Here is a 21,126-nt window from a genome sequence, read left to right as displayed (position 1 = left end):
CCTCCATGTCCATTGGCCGGAGAGCATGCTCTGGGGGCGGCTGGCAGGCGCCGGCTCCTTGTCAGCTTTGGCCTGTGCTTGGCTCACGCTTCGCAAGATCGACCAAGTGAAGCGGCATGGCGGCATCTTGGTGTGGACAGTCCATAACCTGCACCCCAACCGCCCGATGACCGCACGCATCGCCAAGGTATGGGACCAGTTCTTCAAGGCGTTTCGCGCCCGTGTTGATCTTACCATCAGCCTGACGGCTTCCGCTCAGGCGGCGATGGGCGCAGCCTATCCGGAAATGCTGGATCGGCCGCATGTCATCATCCCGCACCCGCACTACCGCACCGCCTATCCACCCGCTTCAACGAAAGAGAGTGCCCGCAAAGCACTGGGACTTCCGGCAGAGGCCAAGGTCCTCTGCTCCATCGGAGAGATGCGGCGCAACAAGGGACTGGGAGAAATCATCTCGGCTTTCCGTCTCGGAGCGACCGAGCACGACATCCTGCTGCTTTGTGGCGGATGCGAGGCATCCTTTCTCCGCGAACTGGAGAGCCTGCGTGGGGATGATTCGAGAATCCGGTTGATGCCCCGACATCTTTCAAACGAGGACGTCGCGCAGGTTCTTTCTGCCGCAAATGGCTTTGTCCTGAATCACCACGTGATCCTCAATTCGGGCAGTCTCCTTCTGGCGCTGTCATTCGATCTGCCAGTACTCGTGCGGCTGCAGGGGTCCGTAGGTGATCTGGCCGCCGAGATCGGGCCGGCGTGGATTCAGACATTCGAGGGTGATCTGGATGAGCATGCCATACGCAGCTTCATGCATGGAGGCCGGCTGTCAGACGGGGAGAACGACCGCGCCCCGCTCGACAGGTTCGATCCTGATCTGATCTCCTCCTCAACGCTGGAGCAGTATCGGAATGTCCTTGCGCAACGCGGATCCCGTGCAGCGTCGTCTGCCTGACGATCCCATCCAAATGGATGCGGCGAGTACTTCGTATAGCCCGCTGAAAAGCTTCTTGGCGAACGGCCATGCGGCCGAGTTCCTGCTGGTCCTGATCGTGCTTTACGCACTACAGGTGCTGGCGCCTGAATTTGTAGTCGAGGATTTCATTGATCTAGAACTGGCTGCTCAAATCACTGTGACTTCCGAGAGCAACCGTTTCAATCAGATGTTCTGGGTGGGCTGTGCTGCGTTTGGCGGGTTGATCTGGCTGAACAACCGGCGCGTCCGCTTTCATTCCCTCGTTCAGACAAATCCAAGTCTCCTCATGTTGATCCTCGTGATGATACTCAGTGCCCTATGGGCGCTTGATCCTGGAATATCATTCAGGCGCTCCGTGCTGCAATTGATGCTCGTATTCTGTATCGTGGTCGGGATCAACGGTGCGCGCTCGACCAAGCACTGCATCTCTGCTCTTTATATCGCAATGTGGATATCTCTGATTGTTCATGGCGCTGCCATTTTGTCGCCGGCCAGTTATGACTGGCGAGGCGATTTTCGGGGACTGTATACCGACAAGAACGGTCTAGGGAGCATTTGCGTCATCGGGATTTTGCTCGGGATTGCAATCCGTGGCGGAATAGAAGGGCGAATTCATCAAAATATAAATACGGTCTATTTGATGGGATGGCTTTTCATCGTGATGATCTCGGGATCCAAGACATCTCTGGGTCTGGCGATCATAGTGCCTGCGATCTACGTCAGTTTTGATCTCATAGCAAAATCTACGAGAATCGGCATTGGGATCTATCTGATTATCGCGTTGGTGCTCGCTTTGAGCATGAGTTTGTTTGTAGTGTGGGGCGCCGGTATTCGTTCGGCCGACATTGTCGGGCTGGTCAGTTCGGATGTGACGTTCACTGGACGCACGACAATCTGGGAGTTCGTGCTGGGAACGCTCACCGACCACTGGATGCTCGGCTATGGATACCAGAGCTACTGGAACATCGGCGCCGATGCCCCGAACTTGAAGGCTCCCTTCAACTTCGTCCGGCTTCTGAATCAGGCGCATAACGGGTATATCGATGTCGTCATATCTCTTGGCCTAGTCGGTTCGGTGCTGACCGTTGCCGCACTGGTTCAGGGCTTCGCCACGGCCTCACGAGCGCGATCGACCGAGCCGCTAGTTCACAGCGCATGTTGGCTCCTGATAATTTTCGCCCTGCTTCACAACAGCATGGAAAGCACGTTGTTGCGGGGATATCATCCAGCCTGGCTTTTCTTGTTGATTTCTCTGGTGCTGGCCGCAAGGGCTGCGCATGAGGCTAGGCACCGGTAAAATCAAGACAGCAGCGACGATCTGCTGATTGCGCCATAGGCGTTCCCGGTATAGCATCGATTTACACATTTGTATTAGTGAAAATGGAATGTGTTCCGGGCGCTCCTCCATCCGCGGACGCGGAATGGTGAACCCAGCGATGGTAGATGAGTAGCCGGCGCCTGTGATACTTTACGTGTCATCCAGCAACGACACAGCGATCTAATGCATCCAGATCGAGACTGTGTGGCTTTCCGGCATGCATCGAGGTTAGATGATACTGCATCCGTTGTGGCTGCTGGCAGCTCGCTGCCCCGATCGACGCATCATGGGCTTCTCATGAGCGTTCATCCGGCAGGTAAGCGCAGGATCCTCCATCTCGCGGCGGATTATCCCAATGCTCACATGCCCAGAACCGTCGCGGTGCGGAACTTCGTGAAGGCCAACCCCTGGGTTGACCATACGGTGATCGCGCTCACTCGTACCGCCGATCCACGGCGTGCGGAGGTTGTGCCAGGTGACGGCGCTGGCGATCGCTCAGTGTACTCAATGCGCTATTGGGGATTTCCGCTCGGTGTGCTGCTGTTTCCTTCCATGGCAATCATTGCTTTGCGCATACGTCGGCTGCTTGAAGTCGAGAACATCGAAGTCGACCTGATCCACGCGCACAAATTCTGCTTTGAAGGCATTGTCGGGTTTCTTCTTTCGAGATGGATTGATGTCCCGCTCGTCTGCTCGATCCGGGCAGAAGCGGAGTCGAAGGTTCTTCGGTTTCTTCCTCATTACAGGCCGCTTTTCCGAAAAATCGTTCGTCGAAGCAAGCGGCTCTATTACGTATCCGCGTTCTTCCGTCCACGGATGGAAGGGCTGTTCCCGGAGGCTGCGGATCGGGCGTCGTTGCTGCCGAATTTCTGTCCTGGCACCCTGCCGCCGCTTTCGGTGACGCCCGATCCGGATCGCTTTGTCTGCATACTCCGGCTGGATATCTTCAAGAAGAAGGGTTTGGACAGGCTTCTTCCGGCGTTCGCACAGTTCGCGGCGGGTCATCCGCAGGTCTCCCTTGATCTTGTCGGGCCCGGAACGGAGAAGAGTATCTGCCGCGTCAAGAAGATGATCGAGCGCCATGGGCTTCAGGGAAAGGTGCATTTGCGCGGCGGCATGGCGCATGCCGAGCTTCTTGAAGAACTTCCGAAGTATGGTGGCATGTGCTTGCCCAGCCACAACGAAACATTCGGAATGGCCTATGTGGAAGCGCTCTTGAGCGGTGTCCCTATTCTCTATTCGCGCCAGTCGGGAATCGATGGCTTTCTTGATGGAATTCAAGGAGCTGTCGGGGTGGATCCGCTGTCGATCCCGGATATTGCACGAGGACTTGAGGAGATTCACGTCAACCATGGGCAGATGCACACTGCCTTGATTAAGCAACATGCCGACATCGCGGCCCGGTTCGACGCCAACCAGTACATCGAGCGCTACAATCGTGATCTTGGATTGGTCACTTGATCAAGTGGCTCAAGGGACCGCTGTCGCTGGCGCTGATGGACCAAGTCCTGGTCAGTGCGACCAGCCTGCTGCTGACCTTCTGGTTGATCAATCAGTGGACACCTGCGGAGTTCGGCGTGTTCGCCATCCTCGTGAGTGTCTCTATGACCGGCTTGGCGGCTCATCAGGCGCTGGCCGGATCACAATTGGCCCTGATGCTCATCCGCGCAGGTAATCCCGATGAAACGAACCTTGTCCTGGCTACGACCTGGGCCATCGCTTTGGGGATCGCACTGATCGTCGCGATCTTGACGGTCACGGTTTTCATTTGGTTCAGCGATGCCCACAGCAGGTCGGTTCCATTCTTGGCCGGCCTGTTTGTCGGCCTTCATGTCTGCCGGGAACACGTTCGCACCTATCACTTCGCACGGTTCGAAGCGGGTTGGGTTCTCATCAATGATGCTCTTTACGCCCTGGCTGTCCTGATTGCTCTGGTGATAGCTACGCAGGCGAAACTGGATATCAGCCTCGAAGTTGTCATCGCCACACTCTGTCTCGCCACGGTGATCGCCACGTCACCAACCCTGCTGCGTCGGGCGAGCGACTTCGTGATGCGCTATGATCGGCGCGTCCGGCGGCGCATGAAACGTCTGTGGCACGAGCATGCACGTTGGGCGCTGATGGGCGCAGCTGCGTCCGAAATGCAGACCCGTGGGCATGTGCTGGCCGTCAGCTTCTTTTTCAGCGTTGCCGATCTGGGCATCATCCAGGCGGCGCTCACCTTGCTTCGTCCGGTCGGGGTGCTCGGTGCCGCATGGGGCAAGGTGGCGAGGCCGGTCATGGCCAAGCATTTCGCCAACGCCCGGCCCCAGGCGGCGGCCCGCTACGCAAACCGGAGTGCCTTGGGCTTTCTGGGCGCCACGGCTGCCTATCTCCTGGTTCTATGGCTGGCATGGCCATTGCTGTCGGCTCATGTCCTTCCAGATGACTACAAAGGTCTTGGCGAAGTGATCCCTCTGTGGGGTATCGCAATCATCGTGGGCCTGCTTCGCACCGTCTACAGCCTCCAGGCCCAGTGTGTTCCGCTTTTCCGGGAGTCCTTCTTTGCCAGCATGATAGCAATGGTAACGATCTTTCTGGGATTGATCGTTGCAGTGCTCGCCGGATCGGCGGCTTCCACCGTGCTGGTCGTAGCGGCAGGTGAAGGCGCGGCAACGGTCGCGCTGATCTTGATCATCCGGCGGCATCTGGCGCGATTGAAGCAGCCTGCGTCTCCTTCCAATTGGAATTGCAGTTGATGGCGCCGACCGATTTGCGAGCCGCGTCGATCCGGAAGACAGGACCTGCGGCATTTGCCAAGCCGTTCTATGCTGGGGCGTTCGACGAGTTTCCGGGACCGAAGGAAATCCTGCGAGTCCTCAAGCGGCACAAGCTGTTGATGATTGGTGTGGTTCTTCCAATCACCTTGCTGGCGTCCGGGTATGGCGCCCTTGCGCCCAAGCGCTACGACGCCCACGCGATGATGGCGCTCGATCCCAAGGAGGCGCCGCTCCGCAATTTTGGAGTGCTGCCGGGGCAACTTGGACGGGATATGCCTGCCCTGGAAACCCAGCTTCAGGTCGTACTCTCGCCCATCGTGCTGGCGGATGTGATCGAGCGGCTGGACCTCGCCGAAAATCCCGCATTCATGTCGCCGCCAAGTGTCCGGTCGCGCATCACACAATTATTTCAATCAGAGTTCGAGTTCCTCGAAAATCTGCTCGCGGATCTCAGGGAGCGGCTGGTTCCAGTCCCTATGGACAGCGTCGAGGCCGATGAGGCCACGGGTAGTGAGCTCATCGCTAGGCTGGCTGATAATCTGAATGTCGAGCAGGTCGGCCAAAGCTTTGCCATCACCCTGTCCTATCGCGCCACTGATCCGGTTCTGGCAGCCTCGGTCGTCAACGAGACAGCACGCAGCTACATTCGACATCAGATCTCCAGCAAGCTGGGAACGTCGGAAGGTGCGGCGGAATATCTGGAGGCGCGCCTGGAGCAACTGCGCACGGAAGTGGAAAGTGCCGACAGCGAGCTCGAGTCCTATCGCGCAAAGAACTCTCTTCCGGTTGATGGTACTCAGGAGGCGCTCTCCCGGAGAGCAAGCGACCTCAACTTGGAGCTGATCGAGGTTCGCAGCGAGATCGCTGTCACCGAGGCTCGCATGAGAACCCTCCAGGCGCAGCAGGCAAGCTCCGACCCGAGCGTCCTGGCCCGGGCCCTGGACAGCCAGACCGCCGAGACCCTGAGCCTGGAGGCGGCCAGCCTCGCCCGCCGGCGGGCCGAACTGTTGCTGACCTATGGCGAAGGGCACCCCTCGGTGCAGGCGCTGCGCGCCGATGAGGCGGCCCTGCGACGCACCATCCGGCAGGAGGCCGAGCGCAGCCTTGCCGAGGTGCAGCGCAGCCTCGACCTGCTCAAGGTGAAGGCACAGGAAATCGAGCGGGAGATCGAGGCCACCGAAGCCAGAATCGGCCAGGACCAAAGCGCCATGGTGCAGATCGCCAACCTGAAGCGCGACGCCCAGGTCAACCGCCAGCTCTACGAGGAGATGCTGACCCAGCGCAAATTGCTGGCCGAGCAGCAGTCCATGGTCCAGCCCGACGTCGAGATCATCGCCGAGGCATCGGCCGATATCGAGCCCTCCTCGCCACCCTTCCTGTTCTTTCCCCTGGTGGGCCTCGTCGGCTCAAGCGCGCTCGGCATGCTCCTGGCCCTGATCCGGGACCGCGCCGATCCCCGGGTGCGCTCCGCCCGGCAGGTCGAGCGGCAGACCGGGCAGCGGGTCATGGCCAGGCTTCCCAAAGAACGCAAGTTTCGCAAGCTGCGCCCGGAACAGCTGGTCGACGCGAACCCGAATGGCGTCTATGCCGAGAGCCTGCGCCATCTCTACCATGACCTGGAAGCGGTGCGGTCCGATCCGGGCTCCCTGGTGGTGCTGGTCACCAGCACCGCGCCGGGCGAAGGGAAGTCCTCCACCGTCTCGGGCCTGGCCGGGCTGCTGCGGCGCTCGGGCAAGCGGGTGGCGGTGATCGATCTGGACCTGCGGCGGCCCCGCCTGTTCCGCCTGTTCGCGAAGGACCACCAGCTCCTACCGGTCAACGAGCTGCTGACGGCCTCGGTGGAGGAGTGGGAGCAGGAGATGGCCGCGATGCTCACCCGGCCGTTCACGGTCCTGCCGGCCAGAGCCGCGGGCGACGAGGTTCTCGCCCTTCTGGAGAGCCGGCAGCTGTCGGCCACGATCAAGGCGCTGCGCCTGCGCTACGACTACATTCTGCTGGACACGCCGCCGGTGCTGCCCACCAGCGATGCCCCGTTCCTGGCCCGCTACGCCGATGCGACCGTGATGGTCTGCCGATGGCTGGTGACCGAGGTATCGGCGGTCCGCGAGGCATCCGAGCGGCTGGCGGCCCAGTTCCCGGGACCGCTCGCAGGCCTGGTCGTCAACATGATCGACCGCGCAGCCTACGAGGTCTATGCCCCAAGCTATGGGGAACTCGCGCCGCGCGACGGCACCTATCCCTACGGCAGTCGTCGCTGACGCTACTTGCCTTCGCGGGCGATCACCGCGATGACCGTGCGGTAAAGGATCCACAGGTCGAACCAGATCGAGTGGTTGCGGACATAGTAGCAGTCCATCTCGATCCGCTCGCGGAACGTCCGCTGGTTGCGTCCGGAAACCTGCCAGAACCCGGTGATGCCCGGGCGCACGATGCTCAGCATGTCGGTGGCGGGACCAAGCTTGCCGACCTCGTCCATCGTGTAGGGCCGGGGGCCGACCAGGCTCATCTCTCCGCGCCAGACATTGATGAGCTGTGGCAGCTCGTCCAGGCTGGTCGCCCGCAGGAAGCGGCCGATCTTGGTCACCCGCGGATCATTGTCGAGCTTGCGGAACCGGGCATATTCCTGCTCGGCCTCCGGATCGTTCAGGAAGTGTCGACGCAGGCGGCGCTCGCCGTCGGTGTACATGGTCCGGAACTTCATGGCCGTGAACTGCTGGTCGGCCCCGGCCCAGCGCGGCTGCGAGAAGATCGCCGGCCCGGGACTGTCGGCGCGGACCATGGCCAAGATCAGGGCGAACAGCGGCGACAGGATGACCAGCGCTGCGCCGCTGCCGATCTTGTCGACGCTCCGCTTGACCCAGGCGGACAGCGGGGAGGGCCGTTCGCTGCCGGCCTGGATCGCCAGCATGCCACCCACCGGCCGCACGATGGAGCCGAGGCTGATCAGGTCATGGCAGTTGGGCACCAGCAGGACCTTCTCGAAGATCCCGGTAGTGTAGAGGCGGAGGATGAAGCTTCGCTCCACCGACTGCTCGACGATGATGGCAGTGGTGGTGATGTTCAGGAGCGCCGCGTGCTCACCGAGCTCGCGGAACCTGATGACCGGAATGCCCTGGTAGTCGTCGGTGATGTAGATCGAGCCTTCATCGACGATGCAGACGGCCCGCAGCCCCAGATGCGGGTAGAAGGCAAGCTGGCGGACGACGCTGGCCGCAGCGTCGCCGCCGCCGAAGATGAAGACCGGCTGCTGCCAGCGGCCCAGGCGCATCATCAGCCGGCGAGCGACGGGCTCTCCGATCCCCAGCACGACGCCGGCCAGCAGGACCGGCCAGAACACCAGGCGCAGATCAGGATCATCGAGGATCCAGCGGACGATCTCGACGATGCCGAGGCTGGTGACGACCGCCGCGGCGGTGGCAAGGACCACCTTTTGCATGCGCTGGGCACGGGCGAGCCCATGGCCGGGATAGAGGCCGAACAGCAGTTTCCAGCCGATGAAGGTCGAGAGCTGCAGCAGGGTCAGGAACTGGGCACCGAAACCTCGCCAGCCCGAAGCTGCCAGGGCGACGCAGAAGACGAGCAGGATCAGGCTCAGATCGATGACGACCAGCCCGAGCCCGGCACTGCGCTCGGAGACGGCCATGGGACGGCTCGAGCGTCCGCTCGTCTTGCCATCATCGAGAAGTATGTTGGTGGCCACCAAAGCGTCCCCTGGGTTGCCCGTGTTCCACGTCCGGCACGTGCCGTGATGGAGTCTATGCCGCCTTGCTGGGCCGGCTGCGCCGCCACCATCGGCGATGCCGCTGGCGCTCGATCGGTTCCAGGATGATGGAAGCCTGGTGTCTCGGCGGAGCGGGCTCCGGCGGCGGCGGCGGCTCGGCCGGCATCATCTCCGGCCCGGCCTGCTGGTCGGTTGCGCGGTCGCGCCCGCCGAAGAAAGCAAACTTGCCAAGGCCGGAGGCGACCATGCGCAACCCCCGCAGGCCGCGATCGCGCGCGATCGGCCAGAACAAGGCGTTGAGGCTTCCGGCCAGCACCTGCAACATGCCGATGACGAGCCACGCCAGGAGGTCGCCGATGACGGCGGGCGGCCCAAGCGCCGTTGCCGCGGTGGACTGGCTGCGGCGGAAGGTTCGGTAGAGGAGGCTGCGCTTGCGCAGCATCCCCGGCGGGATCTGCTTCTCGACCGGGGCCTCGGCGCACCACACCAGCCTCTTGCCGTCGTGCAGCATCCGCTGGAAGAACCAGCGGTCTTCTCCGCTGCCCGCTTCCGCCGCCCGGGCCTGGCTCGGAACGTAGTTGGCCTTCAGCATCATCGCGTTCTCGACCCGGAAGGGCACGAACGAGCCTCCGCCGGTGAACTGCATCGGCCGCCGCTTCTCGAAGGACGTTCCGGTGGCGGCATCGTTGGAATAGCTGAAGGTTTCCTGGAACAGTTCGGCATGGCGGGCCGGCGGTGCATCGAAGACGGCCTGCACCGGGCCCAGCACCACATCCGCATCATAGATCCGGTGGATCTTGAGCATGGCCTCCAGCCATGTCTCCACCGGGCAGGCCTGGTGGTCGATAAAGGCCACGAACTCGCCCTGCGCCTTCGCAACGCCCAGATCCCGGGCACTCGCGATGCTGCTGCCGCTCGCATGAATATACTGGATGATCGCACGGGTGCGATCGACGCTACGCTCGACAATGGCGCGCGCCGAGGCTTCGGCCGAGCGGTCGACCACGATCACCTCGATGGCCCCGGCGTTGAACCCGGCCTGGGCGCCGCAGCGCTCGATCAGCCGCGGCAGGAGTTCCTCGTGCCGGGCGGTAGCGACGATGACGCTGACCAGCACGCGCTGCTCGCGTTTGAACTCCGCCGCGATCCGCAGGATCTTGGGGGCGTCGTAGAGATAGCGGCGCCACATCCGCTTGGGCTCCTGGGCCAACCGGTGCAGCCACTCGAGCTTGGACCGCTGCATCCAGACGGGCGCGCGCTGGAGGTCGCCCGTCAGGAACAGGAGGGATGCGCCCACGCACATGCCGATACCGACGGCCCGGCCGCGCTCCTTGATCGAGCGGGCCAGGATCTCCTGCTGCGGCGAACCGACCGCCAGGAACACGAAGCGGCTGGGATTGCGCTCGACGAACTGGCACGCTTCGAGCACTGCGGCGGGATCGCGGATGAACCCCATGGGCGGATTGTGGTGGCGGATGTCCTGGAGACCGTAGCGCCGCGCGAGCTTGGCCACGACCTCCTCCGAGCCACCGATGATCGTGATCCGCTCCTGCGGATCGATCGTGTATTCCAATAGGATGGCAGTCAGGTCCGAGCCGGTGACGACCGGCAGCGGAACGCCGCTGAAGCGGCCGATCAGGCTGACGATGCGGCTGTCGCAGAGCGAAAGTTCCGCATCCTCGTAGATTTCGACCAGATCGCCCTTGTCACGCCAGTTGCGCACGACATGATCGACATTCGGCGTCACGATGTAGGTGAAGGGGTCGTTGACCGTACGGATCTCGAGATAGCGCAGGACGTCGCGGATCCCGACGCCGGTGAACGGCATCTCGCAGAACTTCTGCTTCAAGGGACGTGCCCGCGATGGATCCCGGCCATGGCCCGTGGAGGCGGTCAACTCACCGGCTGTCATCAAGTCCTCATCCCGAAGGCCGCGGCGTCGGCCCATTCACATCAAGGTTGTCTGCATCAGGTGCATTTCTCGCATGCGGTGAGCCATTTTCCGAAAAGGCCCACACCTTTCAGCGGGTCGCATCGACATTTACCGGAAAATGGTGCATTGCAAAGCGGCTTTCGGTGCGGCCAAAACGATACGTGTTTCGATATCGATTATTCGCGGAAGTGTATGTATATTTTTCAGTCTCGTCATAAACTATTCCAGTGTTTCGATTTGCGCTGTTGCGTTTCCGTTAAGATCAAAGAAAAATTGGTGTGGCTTGGTGAGTGGCGATGTTTCGCCGAGATGGGCAGGTGGTGGAAGTTAGGGTGCACCCTATCCCAGCCGTGGCCTTATCTTCTTAACCGGTCTCATCATCGGCAGGCGGGGGGTTGAGCAGAAACCTGGCCATGTCTGTCGAAGGGCGAGCCATTGGGGGATGCTGCGTGTCGTTTCTTTCCAGGATCTTCTCCCGCACCAAGACGGAACCGGTCCGAGAGCCGGCTCCGGTGGCAAGGTCCAACCAGCGCGATATCCTGGTCGTCGACGACGATCCGCATCTGCGCGAACTGGTCCGCTTCTCGTTGGAGCAGAACGGCTATGCGGTCCGCGTGGGGGGGACCGGTGCGGATGCCCTTCGCATGGCGCAGGAGAAGGTTCCTGATCTGATCATCCTCGACGGGAACATGCCTGTCATGGACGGCCTCGATGCCTTGAAGAAGCTGCGTACCAGCAAGAACACCGACAAGATTCCGGTGATCATGCTGACGATGCGTTCCCATCAGGTCGACATGATCTCCGGATACCGATTTGGCGCCCAGGAGTATCTGACCAAGCCGATTGCCATCGAACAACTCATGGTGAGCGTGCGTAAACTGCTGGGCGGTCGTTGATCCCTCTGGCCGGCAGACATCTGGTCGGACAAAATTCTCGGCGTGCGATGGTGCCGATGGGACCCGGATACGGATCCTGACCCGTGCGATGGCCCGTCATTTTTCGGGCGGCTTCCTCGGATTTTCAAAGGACCCGGATTCGTGAGCCTGTTTTCCTTTTCCCGACCGACTTTGCCCCGGGATTCAAGCCATCTCCTCCCGGGACCTCGATGGATCGTCCCAATTGCAGCGCTCGCCGTCCTGGGCTTGCTCCTGGTGGCCACGCTGCTGAGCCTTCGGAGCGCCAGCCTGACAGAGTGGGGGCGTGGAATTCCCTCCCAGCCCCGTCTGGTTCTGGATCTCCTGGAGGAGTTGCGTCTCAATCTCCTGCGGACCACTTTCGATGCGGCCTACCAGGTCGACGGAGCCTCGCTCGATCCTCAGGCGATCCGCGCGCAAGCAGGAGGGCTACTGGACACGGCAGCCAGGTTGCGCCGTCTCGTGGAAGACGAGGCCGACCCAGCGAAGCTCCGACAACTGGACGACATCGAGGCGGGTCTTGGGCCTTACCAGCAGGCCCTGTCCGGCTTCCTTGACGATGCCGGCCAGGCAGGCGGCGCGGAGGTCCGGTCGCTTGTGGAGGCGGAACTTCCGCTCAGGCGGGCTCTGGACAGCTTCGCCCACCGGGAAGCGGAACGATACGCTGCCAGCGCCGGGGATGCCGGAGCGGCTTCCTGGCAGACGGTCGGCCTTATCGCCGCCGCCGGGCTGTTCCTCCTGCTCTGGTCCGCCACCCTGCTGGTCTTGGTGAAACGCGGGCGCCGGCTCAGCCGGCAGGTCGTCGATCTGACCGAGGCGAACCGGCAGATCCGCCGCCAGAACGAGGTCGCCCAGGTCAGCGAGCGCCGCCTCCATGCGGTGCTGGAGAACGGGCAGGACAGTATCCTGCTGGTGTCGACCGATGGCGACGTCATCCTGGCCAACCACGCCTGCGCCAGGGATCTGGGCCTGCCGCAGGACCAGCTGGCCGGGCTCAAGGTCTTCCCATTCCTTCCCGGCCTGGAACTCCAGGACGGCGCCAGCTGGACCAATGAAGCCCGCCGCCATGATGGCAGCAAGTTCCCGGCCGAGGTCACCATCGGGGCGTGCCAGCTCGACCGGGGAGCGGCCTTTGTCTGCATCATGCGCGACATCACCGAGCGGCAGCGCCTGGAGCGGATCAAGGATGACTTCGTCTCGACCGTCAGCCACGAGCTGCGTACCCCGCTCACCTCGATTCGCGGGTCGCTTGGCCTAATCGTCAGCAATGCCGCAGGCGAGCTTCCTCCCAAGGCCAAGGCCCTCCTGGACATTGCGCACAAGAACAGCATCCGCCTGATCGAGCTGGTCAACGATCTCCTGGATATCGAGAAGATCGAGACCCGTCACATCGAGATGCAGCTCGAGCGGACCGACGTCAGCAGGCTGGTGGCCGCGACCGTGGAGGCAAACCAGGGCTTTGCCCGGCAGTTCTCGGTGGATCTGACGGTCGAGGATCGTCTGGATCCCGACTGCAGGGTCATGGCTCACCCGGGACGCCTGCAGCAGGTCCTGGCCAACCTCATCTCCAATGCGATCAAATTCTCGCCGGCAGGCCGCCCGGTGCAGGTGGCGCTGCACAGCACGGAGCGAGAGGTCACCGTCGCCGTGCGGGACTTCGGGCCAGGGATACCTGATGACTTCCGGCCGCAGATGTTCCGTCGTTTCGCCCAGGCTGATTCCGGCGACGCCCGGCGCAGCAGCGGGACGGGGCTCGGCCTCAGCATCGTCAAGGCGATTGTCGAGCGGCATCACGGCACGATCGACTTCGAGAGCCCGTTGCCGGATGGCGGCACCCGGTTCTGGTTCACCCTGCCGCGGCTGATCGAGGAACCGCCTGTCGAGGCGGCCCCCCCGGTGGTTGTCGATCACCGCCCTGCCGTGCTCATTTGCGAAGATGATTATGTCACCGCTCGCCTGCTCCAGACGGCCATCAGCCGAGGCGGCTGGCGTGCCACCATCGTCGCCTCGGCCGAAGCCGCCCTGGAAGCGCTCCGGGCCCAACGCTTTGCCGCGATGACCGTCGATCTGGGGCTGCCCGCGATGAGCGGCCTTGAGCTGATCAAGGCGGTGGATGCCGACCCCCGCCACCGGACCATGCCGATCATCGTGATCTCCTGCACTGCCGAGGATGAAGATCCGGGTCTGGGCGTGGAGCGGGCGCGGGTGGTGAACTGGATGAAGAAACCCACCGACGAGATCGACCTGCGCCGTACCCTTACCGACGCGGTGAACCGTTTTTCCAGCCTGCGGATCCTGCACGTCGAGGACGATGCCGACCTGATCGTCATCCTGAGCGAGATCATTGGGGATACCGCCGAAATCGAGGTGGCTTCCACCATCGCCACCGCCCGGGAGATGCTGGAGCAGCGTCGCTTCGATCTGGTCGTCCTGGACGTCCGGCTGCCGGACGGCAATGGCCTCGACCTGGTGCCGCTTCTGCGCACGACGAACCATCAGGCGGCGCTGCTGATCCTGTCCGCCGAGGACGTATCGGCGGGGGGGCATGCCATGATCCAGGCGACGCTCACCAAGGCACGGATGGACAACGCGCAACTCGCCAATACGATAAGCCAGCTTCTGGCCGAAGCGCGTAGACGAATGCCGACGGAGAAAGAGCATGGCGGCAGAGCCGCTGACCAGGATTCTGTACGTCGATGACGATGATGATATCCGTACGGTGGCGGTCTTCGCCCTAGAGGTTATCGGCGGTTTCGAGGTGGCCGCCTGCGCCTCGGGGAAGGAAGCGTTGGAGCGCGCTGCAGGTTTTTCACCGCAGCTGCTGCTCCTGGACGTGATGATGCCGGAGATGGACGGGCCGACCGTGCTGGCGGAATTCCGCCAGCGCCCCGAAACGGCCGGCACGCCCGCGATCTTCATGACCGCGAAGGTGCAGCAGACCGAGATCGAGCGCTTCCTGGCCCTGGGCGCCGTGGAAGTGATCGCCAAGCCGTTCGATCCGATGGCCCTGCCGGATTCGATCCGCTCTGCCTGGGGCAAGGTCCCCTCCTGAAGCCAGGGCCTCCGGCCCGGGGCACGCTCGTGCCTCTTCCTCCACGGTGACCGGCTCGATCCGGAGCCCGCAGCAAGGCGAAATCCCTTTCGATCACCCCCCTGGACCAGCTGTCGCCCGTCCCGTCCATTCATCCACCTGACATTCTCAAGCTCCCTTCGGACCTCCTGTGTCGCTTCCCGTTTTGGAACCCCTCCAACCTGCGGTCGTTGAGTGGCCAGCGAGCAGGACGACGCCGCTCTTCACTGCGCCATGCGCGGCGAGCGGCCCATCAGACCGGAGCGGCCATGGACGCCACGCAGACGAGCAACAGGTCGGGCGAAGGAGCAGGCCACGCCGGCACCATTCCTGTCACGATCACGATCAACGGCAAGCAGCACCGGCTGGAGGTCGAGCCGTGGACCAGCCTGCTGGACCTGCTCCGCGAGCGGCTGCACCTCACCGGCTCCAAGAAGGGCTGTGACCATGGGCAGTGCGGCGCCTGCACCGTGCTGGTCGACGACCGGCGGGTGAACGCCTGCCTGACCCTGGCGGTCATGAAGGACGGCGCGAACGTCACGACCATCGAGGGGCTGGCCAGCGACGGGCAGCTTGATCCGCTGCAGGATGCTTTCATCGAACATGATGCCTTCCAGTGCGGCTACTGCACCTCCGGGCAGATCTGCTCCGGAATCGGGCTGCTGAAGGAAGGCAAGGCTCGCACGCCCGCCGAGATCCGCGAGCTGATGAGTGGCAATCTGTGCCGGTGCGGCGCGTACGTGAACATTGTGGCGGCGGTTGAGCAGGTCCTGAACTACGGTGCGGACAAGCAGGGGGAGGCCGGCCGATGAAGCGGTTCTCCTACGTCCGGGCCGACGAGGTGGCCACGGCGGTTCGCGAGCGCGCGAGCGATCCGACCGCGATGTTCATCGCCGGCGGCACCAATCTTCTCGACCTGATGAAGTATCATGTCGAGGCGCCCACCCGCCTGATCGACATTACCCGGCTTCCGCTGCGCGGCATCGAAGCGGCGCCGGATGGCGGCCTTCGGATCGGCGCGCTCGTGCCGAACAGCGACCTGGCCTACGACCCGCAGATCGAGCAGCGCTATCCCCTGCTCGCCAGCGCCATCCTCGCGGGTGCCTCGCCGCAGCTGCGCAACATGGCGTCGACCGGCGGCAATCTCCTGCAGCGCACGCGGTGCCACTATTTCTACGACACCTCGACGCCCTGCAACAAACGCGAGCCCGGCTCCGGCTGTTCTGCCCTGCAGGGGTTGAACCGGCAGCATGCCATCCTGGGCACCAGCGAGCACTGCATCGCAACCCATCCCTCCGACATGTGCGTGGCGCTGGCAGCGCTCGGCGCCACGGTTCGCGTCGCCGGCACAGGCGGTGAGCGGACGATCCCGTTCGAGGAGTTCCACCGCCTGCCGGGAGACGCGCCGGAGCGGGACAACAACCTTGCCGCCGACGAACTGATCCTGTCGGTGGATCTCCCGGCCGAGACCTTCACGGGCAACACCAGCTACCTGAAGCTGCGGGACCGCCTTTCCTATGCATTTGCCCTGGTCTCGGTCGCGGCAGCGCTCCGGCTGGACGGCGGCAGCATCGCGGAAGCCCGTCTTGCCATGGGTGGCGTCGCGCACAAGCCCTGGCGCGACCTGGAGGTGGAGGCCTTCCTGAAGGGGCGTCAGCCCGATGCCGCTACGTTCGGGCAGGCCGCCGACCGGTTCCTGAACAGCGCGCGCGGCTTTGGCGAGAACGACTTCAAGATCGACCTCGCCCGCCGGGCGATCGTGCGGGCCTTGAGCCAAGCGGCGGCCGGCCGGCCGCAGTCCCAGACCGACAAGCGTATCCAGTGAAGGCCCCTGCCATGTCGCATGTTCCTGCTTCCGCCGGACGGTCCGCTGATCCGGGGCGCTATGTCGGCTCTGCCCAGCGTCGGGTCGATGGCGAATACAAGGTGACGGGTGCCGCCCGTTATGCCGCGGAATACGCGGTGGATGGTCTTCTCTATGGCCATGTCGTCTCGGCCGCGATCGCCCATGGCGAGATCCAGCAGATCGATGCGGCCGCCGCACAAGCCGTTCCCGGCGTGGTCCGGGTCTTTACCCACGAGACCCGCCCGCAGCAGCCATGGTTCGAATCGCGCTACCAGGATCAGGTCGGCCCGCCCGGGATCCCGTTCCGGCCGCTGAAGGACCGGCGGGTCGTCTATAGCGGCCAGCCGATCGCGCTGGTGGTCGCCGAAAGCCTGGAGGTCGCCGCCTATGCGGCGTCGCTGCTGGACGTGACCTACAAGAGCGAGCCCCACCGGACCGACCTGTTCCAGGAGCAGGATCACGCCTACGTGCCGCCCGAGAAGCGCTCGGGCATCGCGCCGCCTCCGCCGGAGCGGGGTGATTTCTCCCGGGCACTGGCCGAGGCGCCGGTCAAGATCGAGGCGACCTACCATGTCGCCGCCGAGCACCATCACCCGATGGAACCGCATGCCAGCACGGTGGTGTGGAACGACGGCAAGCTGACGGTCTACGACAAGACCCAGGGCGTACAGATGTCCCAGGCCTATGTGTCGGAGATCTTCGGCCTTCCGCCCGAGGATGTGCGGGTCCTCTCCCCGTTCGTGGGCGGCGCGTTCGGCTCCGGGCTGCGGCCGCAGTACCAGCTGTTCCTGGCCGTGATGGCGGCCCTCGACCTGAAGCGCGCGGTCCGGGTCACCCTCAGCCGCGATCAGATGTTCACCTTCAGCTACCGGCCTGAGACGATCCAGAAGGTCACGCTGGGTGCAGACCGGGAGGGCCGGCTCCAGGCGGTCCGGCACGAGGCCATCGCCGGAACCTCCACCTTCGAGGATCACCAGGAGGTCGTGGTCAACTGGTCGGGGCTGGCCTATCGCTGCCCGAACGCCTCGTTCGACTACCGCCTGGCCAAGCTGAACACCTATACGCCAGCCGACATGAGGGCGCCTGGGGCGACGCTTGGCGTCTATGCGCTCGAAGCGGCCATGGATGAACTCTCCTATGCGGCCGGGATCGACCCGCTCGAATTGCGCCTGCGCAACTATGCGGAGCAGGACGAGAACGAGGGCAAGCCCTTCTCCAGCAAGGAACTGCGTGCCTGCTACCAGCAGGGCGCGGAACGGTTCGGCTGGTCGAAGCGGAGCGCGGCGCCGCGCTCGATGCGGGACGGGCGCGAGCTGGTGGGCTGGGGCATGGCGACCGGTGTCTGGGAAGCCATGATGATGAAGACCAGCGCCAGGGTGATCCTGTCCGGGGATGGGCGGCTGGAAGTCGCCACGGCTACCTCCGACATAGGGACCGGCACCTACACGATCCTGGCTCAGATCGGCGCCGACGCCCTGGGGGTGCCGATCGAGCAGGTCGAGGTGAAGATCGGCGATTCGTCCCTGCCGACCTCGCCGCTGGAAGGCGGCTCGTGGACCGCCGCCTCGGCGGGCTCCGCCGTGCAGGCGGCCTGCCACCGCCTGCGCGAGCAGTTGTTCCGCCATGCCCGGGCGATGGAGGGCTCACCGCTTGCCAACGAGAGCCTGGACCGGATCGAGTTCACGGCCGGTCGCCTCCAGGTTGCCGCGGATCCGGGCCGCGGCGTGGCGCTCACCGAGGTGATGCAGACGCTTGGGCTGGAGAAGCTTGCCGCCGAGGAAACGGCTTCGCCCGACAAGGAAGCGCAGGAGAAGTACTCGGGCTACACGCACTCGGCGATCTTCGCCGAAGTGCGGGTGGACGAGGAACTGGGCGTGATGCGGGTGACCCGCATCGTCAATGCCGTGGCAGGCGGAAAGATTCTCAATCCGAAGACCGCGCGCAGCCAGATCATTGGCGGCATGGTGTTCGGCCACGGCATGGCGCTCGAGGAACAGAGCGAGATGGACCACCGGTTCGGGCGGTTCATGAACCACAACTTTGCCGAGTACCATATCCCGGTGAACGCGGACATCCATGATCTCGAAGTGATCTTCGTGGAGGAGCACGACGACAAGATCAGCCCGATCGGAGTAAAGGGGCTGGGCGAGATCGGCGTGGTCGGCACGGCCGCTGCGATCGCCAACGCCATCTATCACGCGACCGGCAAGCGGGTGCGCGACCTGCCGATCACCATCGACAAGCTCATCGCCTAGCCGCAGCGTCCCTGGCCTGCCCGGCGCCGCGGGCATAGACTCCCCATGTCGGGCAGCAGGAGCGGGACGAGATGAGTGTCGGGGTGGCGGTTCTGGCGAGGCGGATCCTGGCGGCGCGCGGACTGGAGCCGTGCGACCTTTCGATCGAGGGGGGCGAACTGGTCGACGTCGCCACCGGCACCGTTCGCCCGGCCTCGGTGGGGATCGTCGGCGACACGGTTGTCGCGGTAGGCGAGCCGCGGCCCGCCAAGAGGGTGGTCGAGGCACGCGGACGCTTCCTGGCGCCGGGCTTCATCGACACCCATCTCCATGTGGAAAGTTCGCTGGTCACGCCGGCGGAGTTCGAGCGGCTGGTTCTGCCCCGCGGCACCACGACCGCGATCTGCGACCCTCACGAGATCGCCAACGTGATCGGGGTGCCGGGGATCGAGTGGTTCCTGGACGCCGCGCAAAGCTTGGTGATGACCCTGAAGGTCAACCTGCCGTCCTGTGTGCCGGCAAGCAGGCTCGAGACTTCCGGAGCCGTGCTGGAGATCGACGATCTCTGGCCGCTTGCCGATCATCCAAGCGCCCTCGGCCTGGCCGAGATGATGAACTTCCCCGGCGTGATCGACGGCGACCTCGACCTGCTGAAGAAGCTCGCAGCGTTCGCCGACCGTCATGTCGACGGCCATGCGCCCCTGCTGCGGGGCGAGGGTCTGGATGCCTATCTGTGCGGCGGGCCGCGGACCGACCACGAGTGCACGCTGCTGGAGGAGGCGAGGGAGAAGCTGGAAAAGGGCATGGTCGTGCTGATGCGGGAGGGATCTGTCACCCGCAACGTAGCGGCCCTGGCGCCCCTCCTGACCGAGATGACCTGGCCACGGATTGCGTTCTGCACGGATGACCGCAAGCCGGTCGACATCCTCGCAGAAGGCCATATCGACCATGCGATGCGGGCCGCGATCGAAGCCGGCGCTCCCGTGCTGCCGGTCTACCGGTCGGCCAGTCTCGCGGCCGCCACGGCATTCCGCCTCCACGACCGCGGGCTGATCGCGCCCGGCCGGCGCGCCGACATCGTCCTGCTGGACGATCTGCCGAGCGTCACGGTGAGCGGCGTGGTGGCCGCGGGCAGGGTGGTCGAGGCGGACCTGTTCGAGGAACGCAGCCATCCGGCGCCGGTGGGCTACGGCTCGGTGCGGCTGGGCCGGGTCGACGCCGGCAGCTTCGCCATCCCGGCGCCCAACGGGGAGATGGACGTGATCGGGGTGGTACCGCTCTCCGTGATCACCGAGCATCGCCGCATGGTGCCGCCGGTCGAGGACGGCCTGGTCGCGGCGGATCCGGAGCAGTCGCTCCATCTGGTCGCCGTGCTGGAACGGCACGGGCGCAACGGCAATATCGGGCGGGGCCTCGTCCATGGCTTCGGCCCGATGGTCGGTGCCATCGCCACCTCGATCGGGCATGACAGCCACAACGTGACCGTGGTCGGCTCCAGCGCGGCCGACATGGCGGTGGCGGTAAACCGGATCATCGAGATGCAGGGTGGGGCCGCGGTGGTGCGGGACGGACAGGTGGTCGCGGATCTGGCCCTGCCGGTGGCGGGCCTGATGTCCGACCGACCTTTTGAGGAGGTGGCCGAGCAGTTCGGCAGCCTGCGGACGGCCGCCCAGTCGCTGGGATGCCCGATGCCGGAGCCTCTGCAGCCGCTGGCATTCCTGCCGCTCTCGGTCATCCCGCACCTCAAGCTGACCGACCTGGGCTACGTCACCGCAGGACCGGACGGCCTGAGACTGCTGGAGTGAGCCGGGGTCAACGCGACAAAGCCGCGGAAGTCATCCCGCGGCTCGCGTCGTGCCCGCCGCCCGGACAAGCCGGGTGGTATCGTGTCAGCCCTGACGGGCCTTGAAACGCGGGTTGGTCTTGTTGATCACGTAGACCCGACCCTTGCGCCGGATGATCCGGCAGTCCTTGTGGCGGCTCTTGGCCGTCTTGAGCGAATTGATGACCTTCATGACACCGATCTCTGCAAGTGGTCTGGGCTCAGGCCTTGCGGCGGAAGCCCTGGAAACGCTTGTTGAACTTCTCGACCTGGCCACGCTCGATCACGCGGACATTGCCGCCCGTCCAGGCCGGATGCGACTTGGGATCGACGTCGAGCTGCATGCTGTCGCCAGCCTTGCCCCAGGTCGAGGAGGTCTCGAAGGTCGACCCATCCGTCATCACTACGGTGATGGGATGATAGTCGGGGTGGATGTCCTTCTTCACGACGCTTTCCTCAGATGCGGGCGGCCGCTATATATCCGTCGGCGTCCGGGGACTCAAGGGGCCACGGGATGCTTTCGTGCGTGCACTTGGCTA

General features: G+C 64.0%; 16 protein-coding genes. 12 read left to right on the top strand and 4 right to left on the bottom strand.

Translation table 11 applies throughout. The annotated features are described in order from the left end of the window. Positions 1-25 precede the first annotated feature (25 nt). The 5 genes from GEMRO_RS0104890 to GEMRO_RS33250 all read left to right on the top strand — a co-directional run bounded on the left by GEMRO_RS0104890 (position 26) and on the right by GEMRO_RS33250 (position 7,305). Positions 26-949: a glycosyltransferase family protein gene (locus GEMRO_RS0104890; RefSeq protein ID WP_027133118.1), complete on the top strand. Its 924-nt coding sequence runs from the start codon at positions 26-28 to the stop codon at positions 947-949. Beyond that, on the top strand, positions 906-2,267 hold the full coding sequence (locus GEMRO_RS0104885; protein WP_084506554.1) for an O-antigen ligase family protein: 1,362 nt from the start codon (positions 906-908) through the stop codon (positions 2,265-2,267). The genes GEMRO_RS0104890 and GEMRO_RS0104885 overlap by 44 nt, the downstream gene beginning before the upstream one ends. A gap of 318 nt (positions 2,268-2,585) precedes the next feature. Continuing rightward, a complete protein-coding gene (locus GEMRO_RS0104880) occupies positions 2,586-3,749 on the top strand; it encodes a glycosyltransferase (RefSeq protein ID WP_169728313.1) in 1,164 nt (387 codons plus the stop codon). Then, positions 3,746-5,026, top strand: coding sequence for a lipopolysaccharide biosynthesis protein (locus GEMRO_RS0104875; protein ID WP_027133115.1), 1,281 nt, complete (start codon positions 3,746-3,748; stop codon positions 5,024-5,026). The genes GEMRO_RS0104880 and GEMRO_RS0104875 overlap by 4 nt, the downstream gene beginning before the upstream one ends. Next, a complete protein-coding gene (locus tag GEMRO_RS33250; protein ID WP_084506550.1) occupies positions 5,026-7,305 on the top strand; it encodes a GumC family protein in 2,280 nt (759 codons plus the stop codon). The genes GEMRO_RS0104875 and GEMRO_RS33250 overlap by 1 nt, the downstream gene beginning before the upstream one ends. 2 nt (positions 7,306-7,307) lie before the next feature. Here GEMRO_RS33250 and GEMRO_RS0104860 read toward each other — a convergent pair whose 3' ends face one another. Together GEMRO_RS0104860 and GEMRO_RS32335 are read right to left on the bottom strand one after the other, a co-directional pair. Next, positions 7,308-8,690: an exopolysaccharide biosynthesis polyprenyl glycosylphosphotransferase gene (locus tag GEMRO_RS0104860; protein WP_027133113.1), complete on the bottom strand. Its 1,383-nt coding sequence runs from the start codon at positions 8,688-8,690 to the stop codon at positions 7,308-7,310. Between the two features lie 112 nt (positions 8,691-8,802). Beyond that, positions 8,803-10,617, bottom strand: coding sequence for a WecB/TagA/CpsF family glycosyltransferase (locus tag GEMRO_RS32335; protein ID WP_051328698.1), 1,815 nt, complete (start codon positions 10,615-10,617; stop codon positions 8,803-8,805). Between the two features lie 533 nt (positions 10,618-11,150). Between GEMRO_RS32335 and GEMRO_RS0104850 the strand changes: the two genes are divergently transcribed. The 7 genes from GEMRO_RS0104850 (at position 11,151) to ade (ending at position 20,570) form a co-directional block, all read left to right on the top strand. Next, the gene (locus tag GEMRO_RS0104850) at positions 11,151-11,597 is read left to right on the top strand and encodes a response regulator transcription factor (protein WP_051328697.1); all 447 of its coding nucleotides are present in this window, start codon (positions 11,151-11,153) and stop codon (positions 11,595-11,597) included. A gap of 42 nt (positions 11,598-11,639) precedes the next feature. After that, positions 11,640-14,315 (top strand): ATP-binding response regulator, encoded by a 2,676-nt coding sequence (locus tag GEMRO_RS27620; RefSeq protein ID WP_084506545.1) that lies wholly within the window; start codon positions 11,640-11,642, stop codon positions 14,313-14,315. After that, positions 14,275-14,667 carry a response regulator gene (locus tag GEMRO_RS0104835; protein WP_027133110.1) on the top strand — a complete coding sequence of 131 codons (393 nt, stop codon included), beginning with the start codon at positions 14,275-14,277 and terminating at the stop codon, positions 14,665-14,667. The genes GEMRO_RS27620 and GEMRO_RS0104835 overlap by 41 nt, the downstream gene beginning before the upstream one ends. A gap of 287 nt (positions 14,668-14,954) precedes the next feature. Continuing rightward, positions 14,955-15,497: a (2Fe-2S)-binding protein gene (locus GEMRO_RS27615; protein WP_051328695.1), complete on the top strand. Its 543-nt coding sequence runs from the start codon at positions 14,955-14,957 to the stop codon at positions 15,495-15,497. Continuing rightward, the gene (locus GEMRO_RS0104825; protein ID WP_027133109.1) at positions 15,494-16,510 is read left to right on the top strand and encodes an FAD binding domain-containing protein; all 1,017 of its coding nucleotides are present in this window, start codon (positions 15,494-15,496) and stop codon (positions 16,508-16,510) included. Before GEMRO_RS27615 ends, GEMRO_RS0104825 begins: the two co-directional genes overlap by 4 nt. Before the next feature lie 11 nt (positions 16,511-16,521). Continuing rightward, positions 16,522-18,786 (top strand): xanthine dehydrogenase family protein molybdopterin-binding subunit, encoded by a 2,265-nt coding sequence (locus tag GEMRO_RS0104820; protein ID WP_027133108.1) that lies wholly within the window; start codon positions 16,522-16,524, stop codon positions 18,784-18,786. A 71-nt stretch (positions 18,787-18,857) separates the two neighbouring features. Next, the gene (gene ade / locus GEMRO_RS0104815) at positions 18,858-20,570 is read left to right on the top strand and encodes an adenine deaminase (protein ID WP_027133107.1); all 1,713 of its coding nucleotides are present in this window, start codon (positions 18,858-18,860) and stop codon (positions 20,568-20,570) included. Positions 20,571-20,654: 84 nt separating this feature from the next. Here ade and ykgO read toward each other — a convergent pair whose 3' ends face one another. After that, entirely contained in the window at positions 20,655-20,780 is a 126-nt protein-coding gene (gene ykgO / locus GEMRO_RS0104810; RefSeq protein WP_027133106.1) for a type B 50S ribosomal protein L36, read from the bottom strand. 28 nt (positions 20,781-20,808) lie between these two features. After that, a complete protein-coding gene (rpmE, locus tag GEMRO_RS0104805; RefSeq protein ID WP_027133105.1) occupies positions 20,809-21,033 on the bottom strand; it encodes a 50S ribosomal protein L31 in 225 nt (74 codons plus the stop codon). Positions 21,034-21,126: the final 93 nt, after the last annotated feature.

It is taken from the genome of Geminicoccus roseus DSM 18922 (assembly GCF_000427665.1).
GTDB lineage: Bacteria > Pseudomonadota > Alphaproteobacteria > Geminicoccales > Geminicoccaceae > Geminicoccus > Geminicoccus roseus.
Note: the sequence above shows the minus strand (reverse complement) of the source record. Positions and strands in the feature narration are given on the sequence as shown.

Excerpts from the sequence above, each read along its gene's own strand:
- GEMRO_RS33250 (WP_084506550.1), top strand. The coding sequence starts at position 5,026 with ATGGCGCCGACCGATTTGCGAGCCGCGTCGATCCGGAAGACAGGACCT.
- GEMRO_RS0104885 (WP_084506554.1), top strand. The coding sequence starts at position 906 with ATGTCCTTGCGCAACGCGGATCCCGTGCAGCGTCGTCTGCCTGACGAT.
- GEMRO_RS0104890 (WP_027133118.1), top strand. The coding sequence starts at position 26 with ATGCTCTGGGGGCGGCTGGCAGGCGCCGGCTCCTTGTCAGCTTTGGCC.
- ade (WP_027133107.1), top strand. The coding sequence starts at position 18,858 with ATGAGTGTCGGGGTGGCGGTTCTGGCGAGGCGGATCCTGGCGGCGCGC.
- ykgO (WP_027133106.1), bottom strand. The coding sequence starts at position 20,780 with ATGAAGGTCATCAATTCGCTCAAGACGGCCAAGAGCCGCCACAAGGAC.
- GEMRO_RS0104835 (WP_027133110.1), top strand. The coding sequence starts at position 14,275 with ATGGCGGCAGAGCCGCTGACCAGGATTCTGTACGTCGATGACGATGAT.
- GEMRO_RS27615 (WP_051328695.1), top strand. The coding sequence starts at position 14,955 with ATGGACGCCACGCAGACGAGCAACAGGTCGGGCGAAGGAGCAGGCCAC.
- GEMRO_RS0104860 (WP_027133113.1), bottom strand. The coding sequence starts at position 8,690 with ATGGCCGTCTCCGAGCGCAGTGCCGGGCTCGGGCTGGTCGTCATCGAT.
- GEMRO_RS0104825 (WP_027133109.1), top strand. The coding sequence starts at position 15,494 with ATGAAGCGGTTCTCCTACGTCCGGGCCGACGAGGTGGCCACGGCGGTT.
- GEMRO_RS0104820 (WP_027133108.1), top strand. The coding sequence starts at position 16,522 with ATGTCGCATGTTCCTGCTTCCGCCGGACGGTCCGCTGATCCGGGGCGC.
- GEMRO_RS0104880 (WP_169728313.1), top strand. The coding sequence starts at position 2,586 with ATGAGCGTTCATCCGGCAGGTAAGCGCAGGATCCTCCATCTCGCGGCG.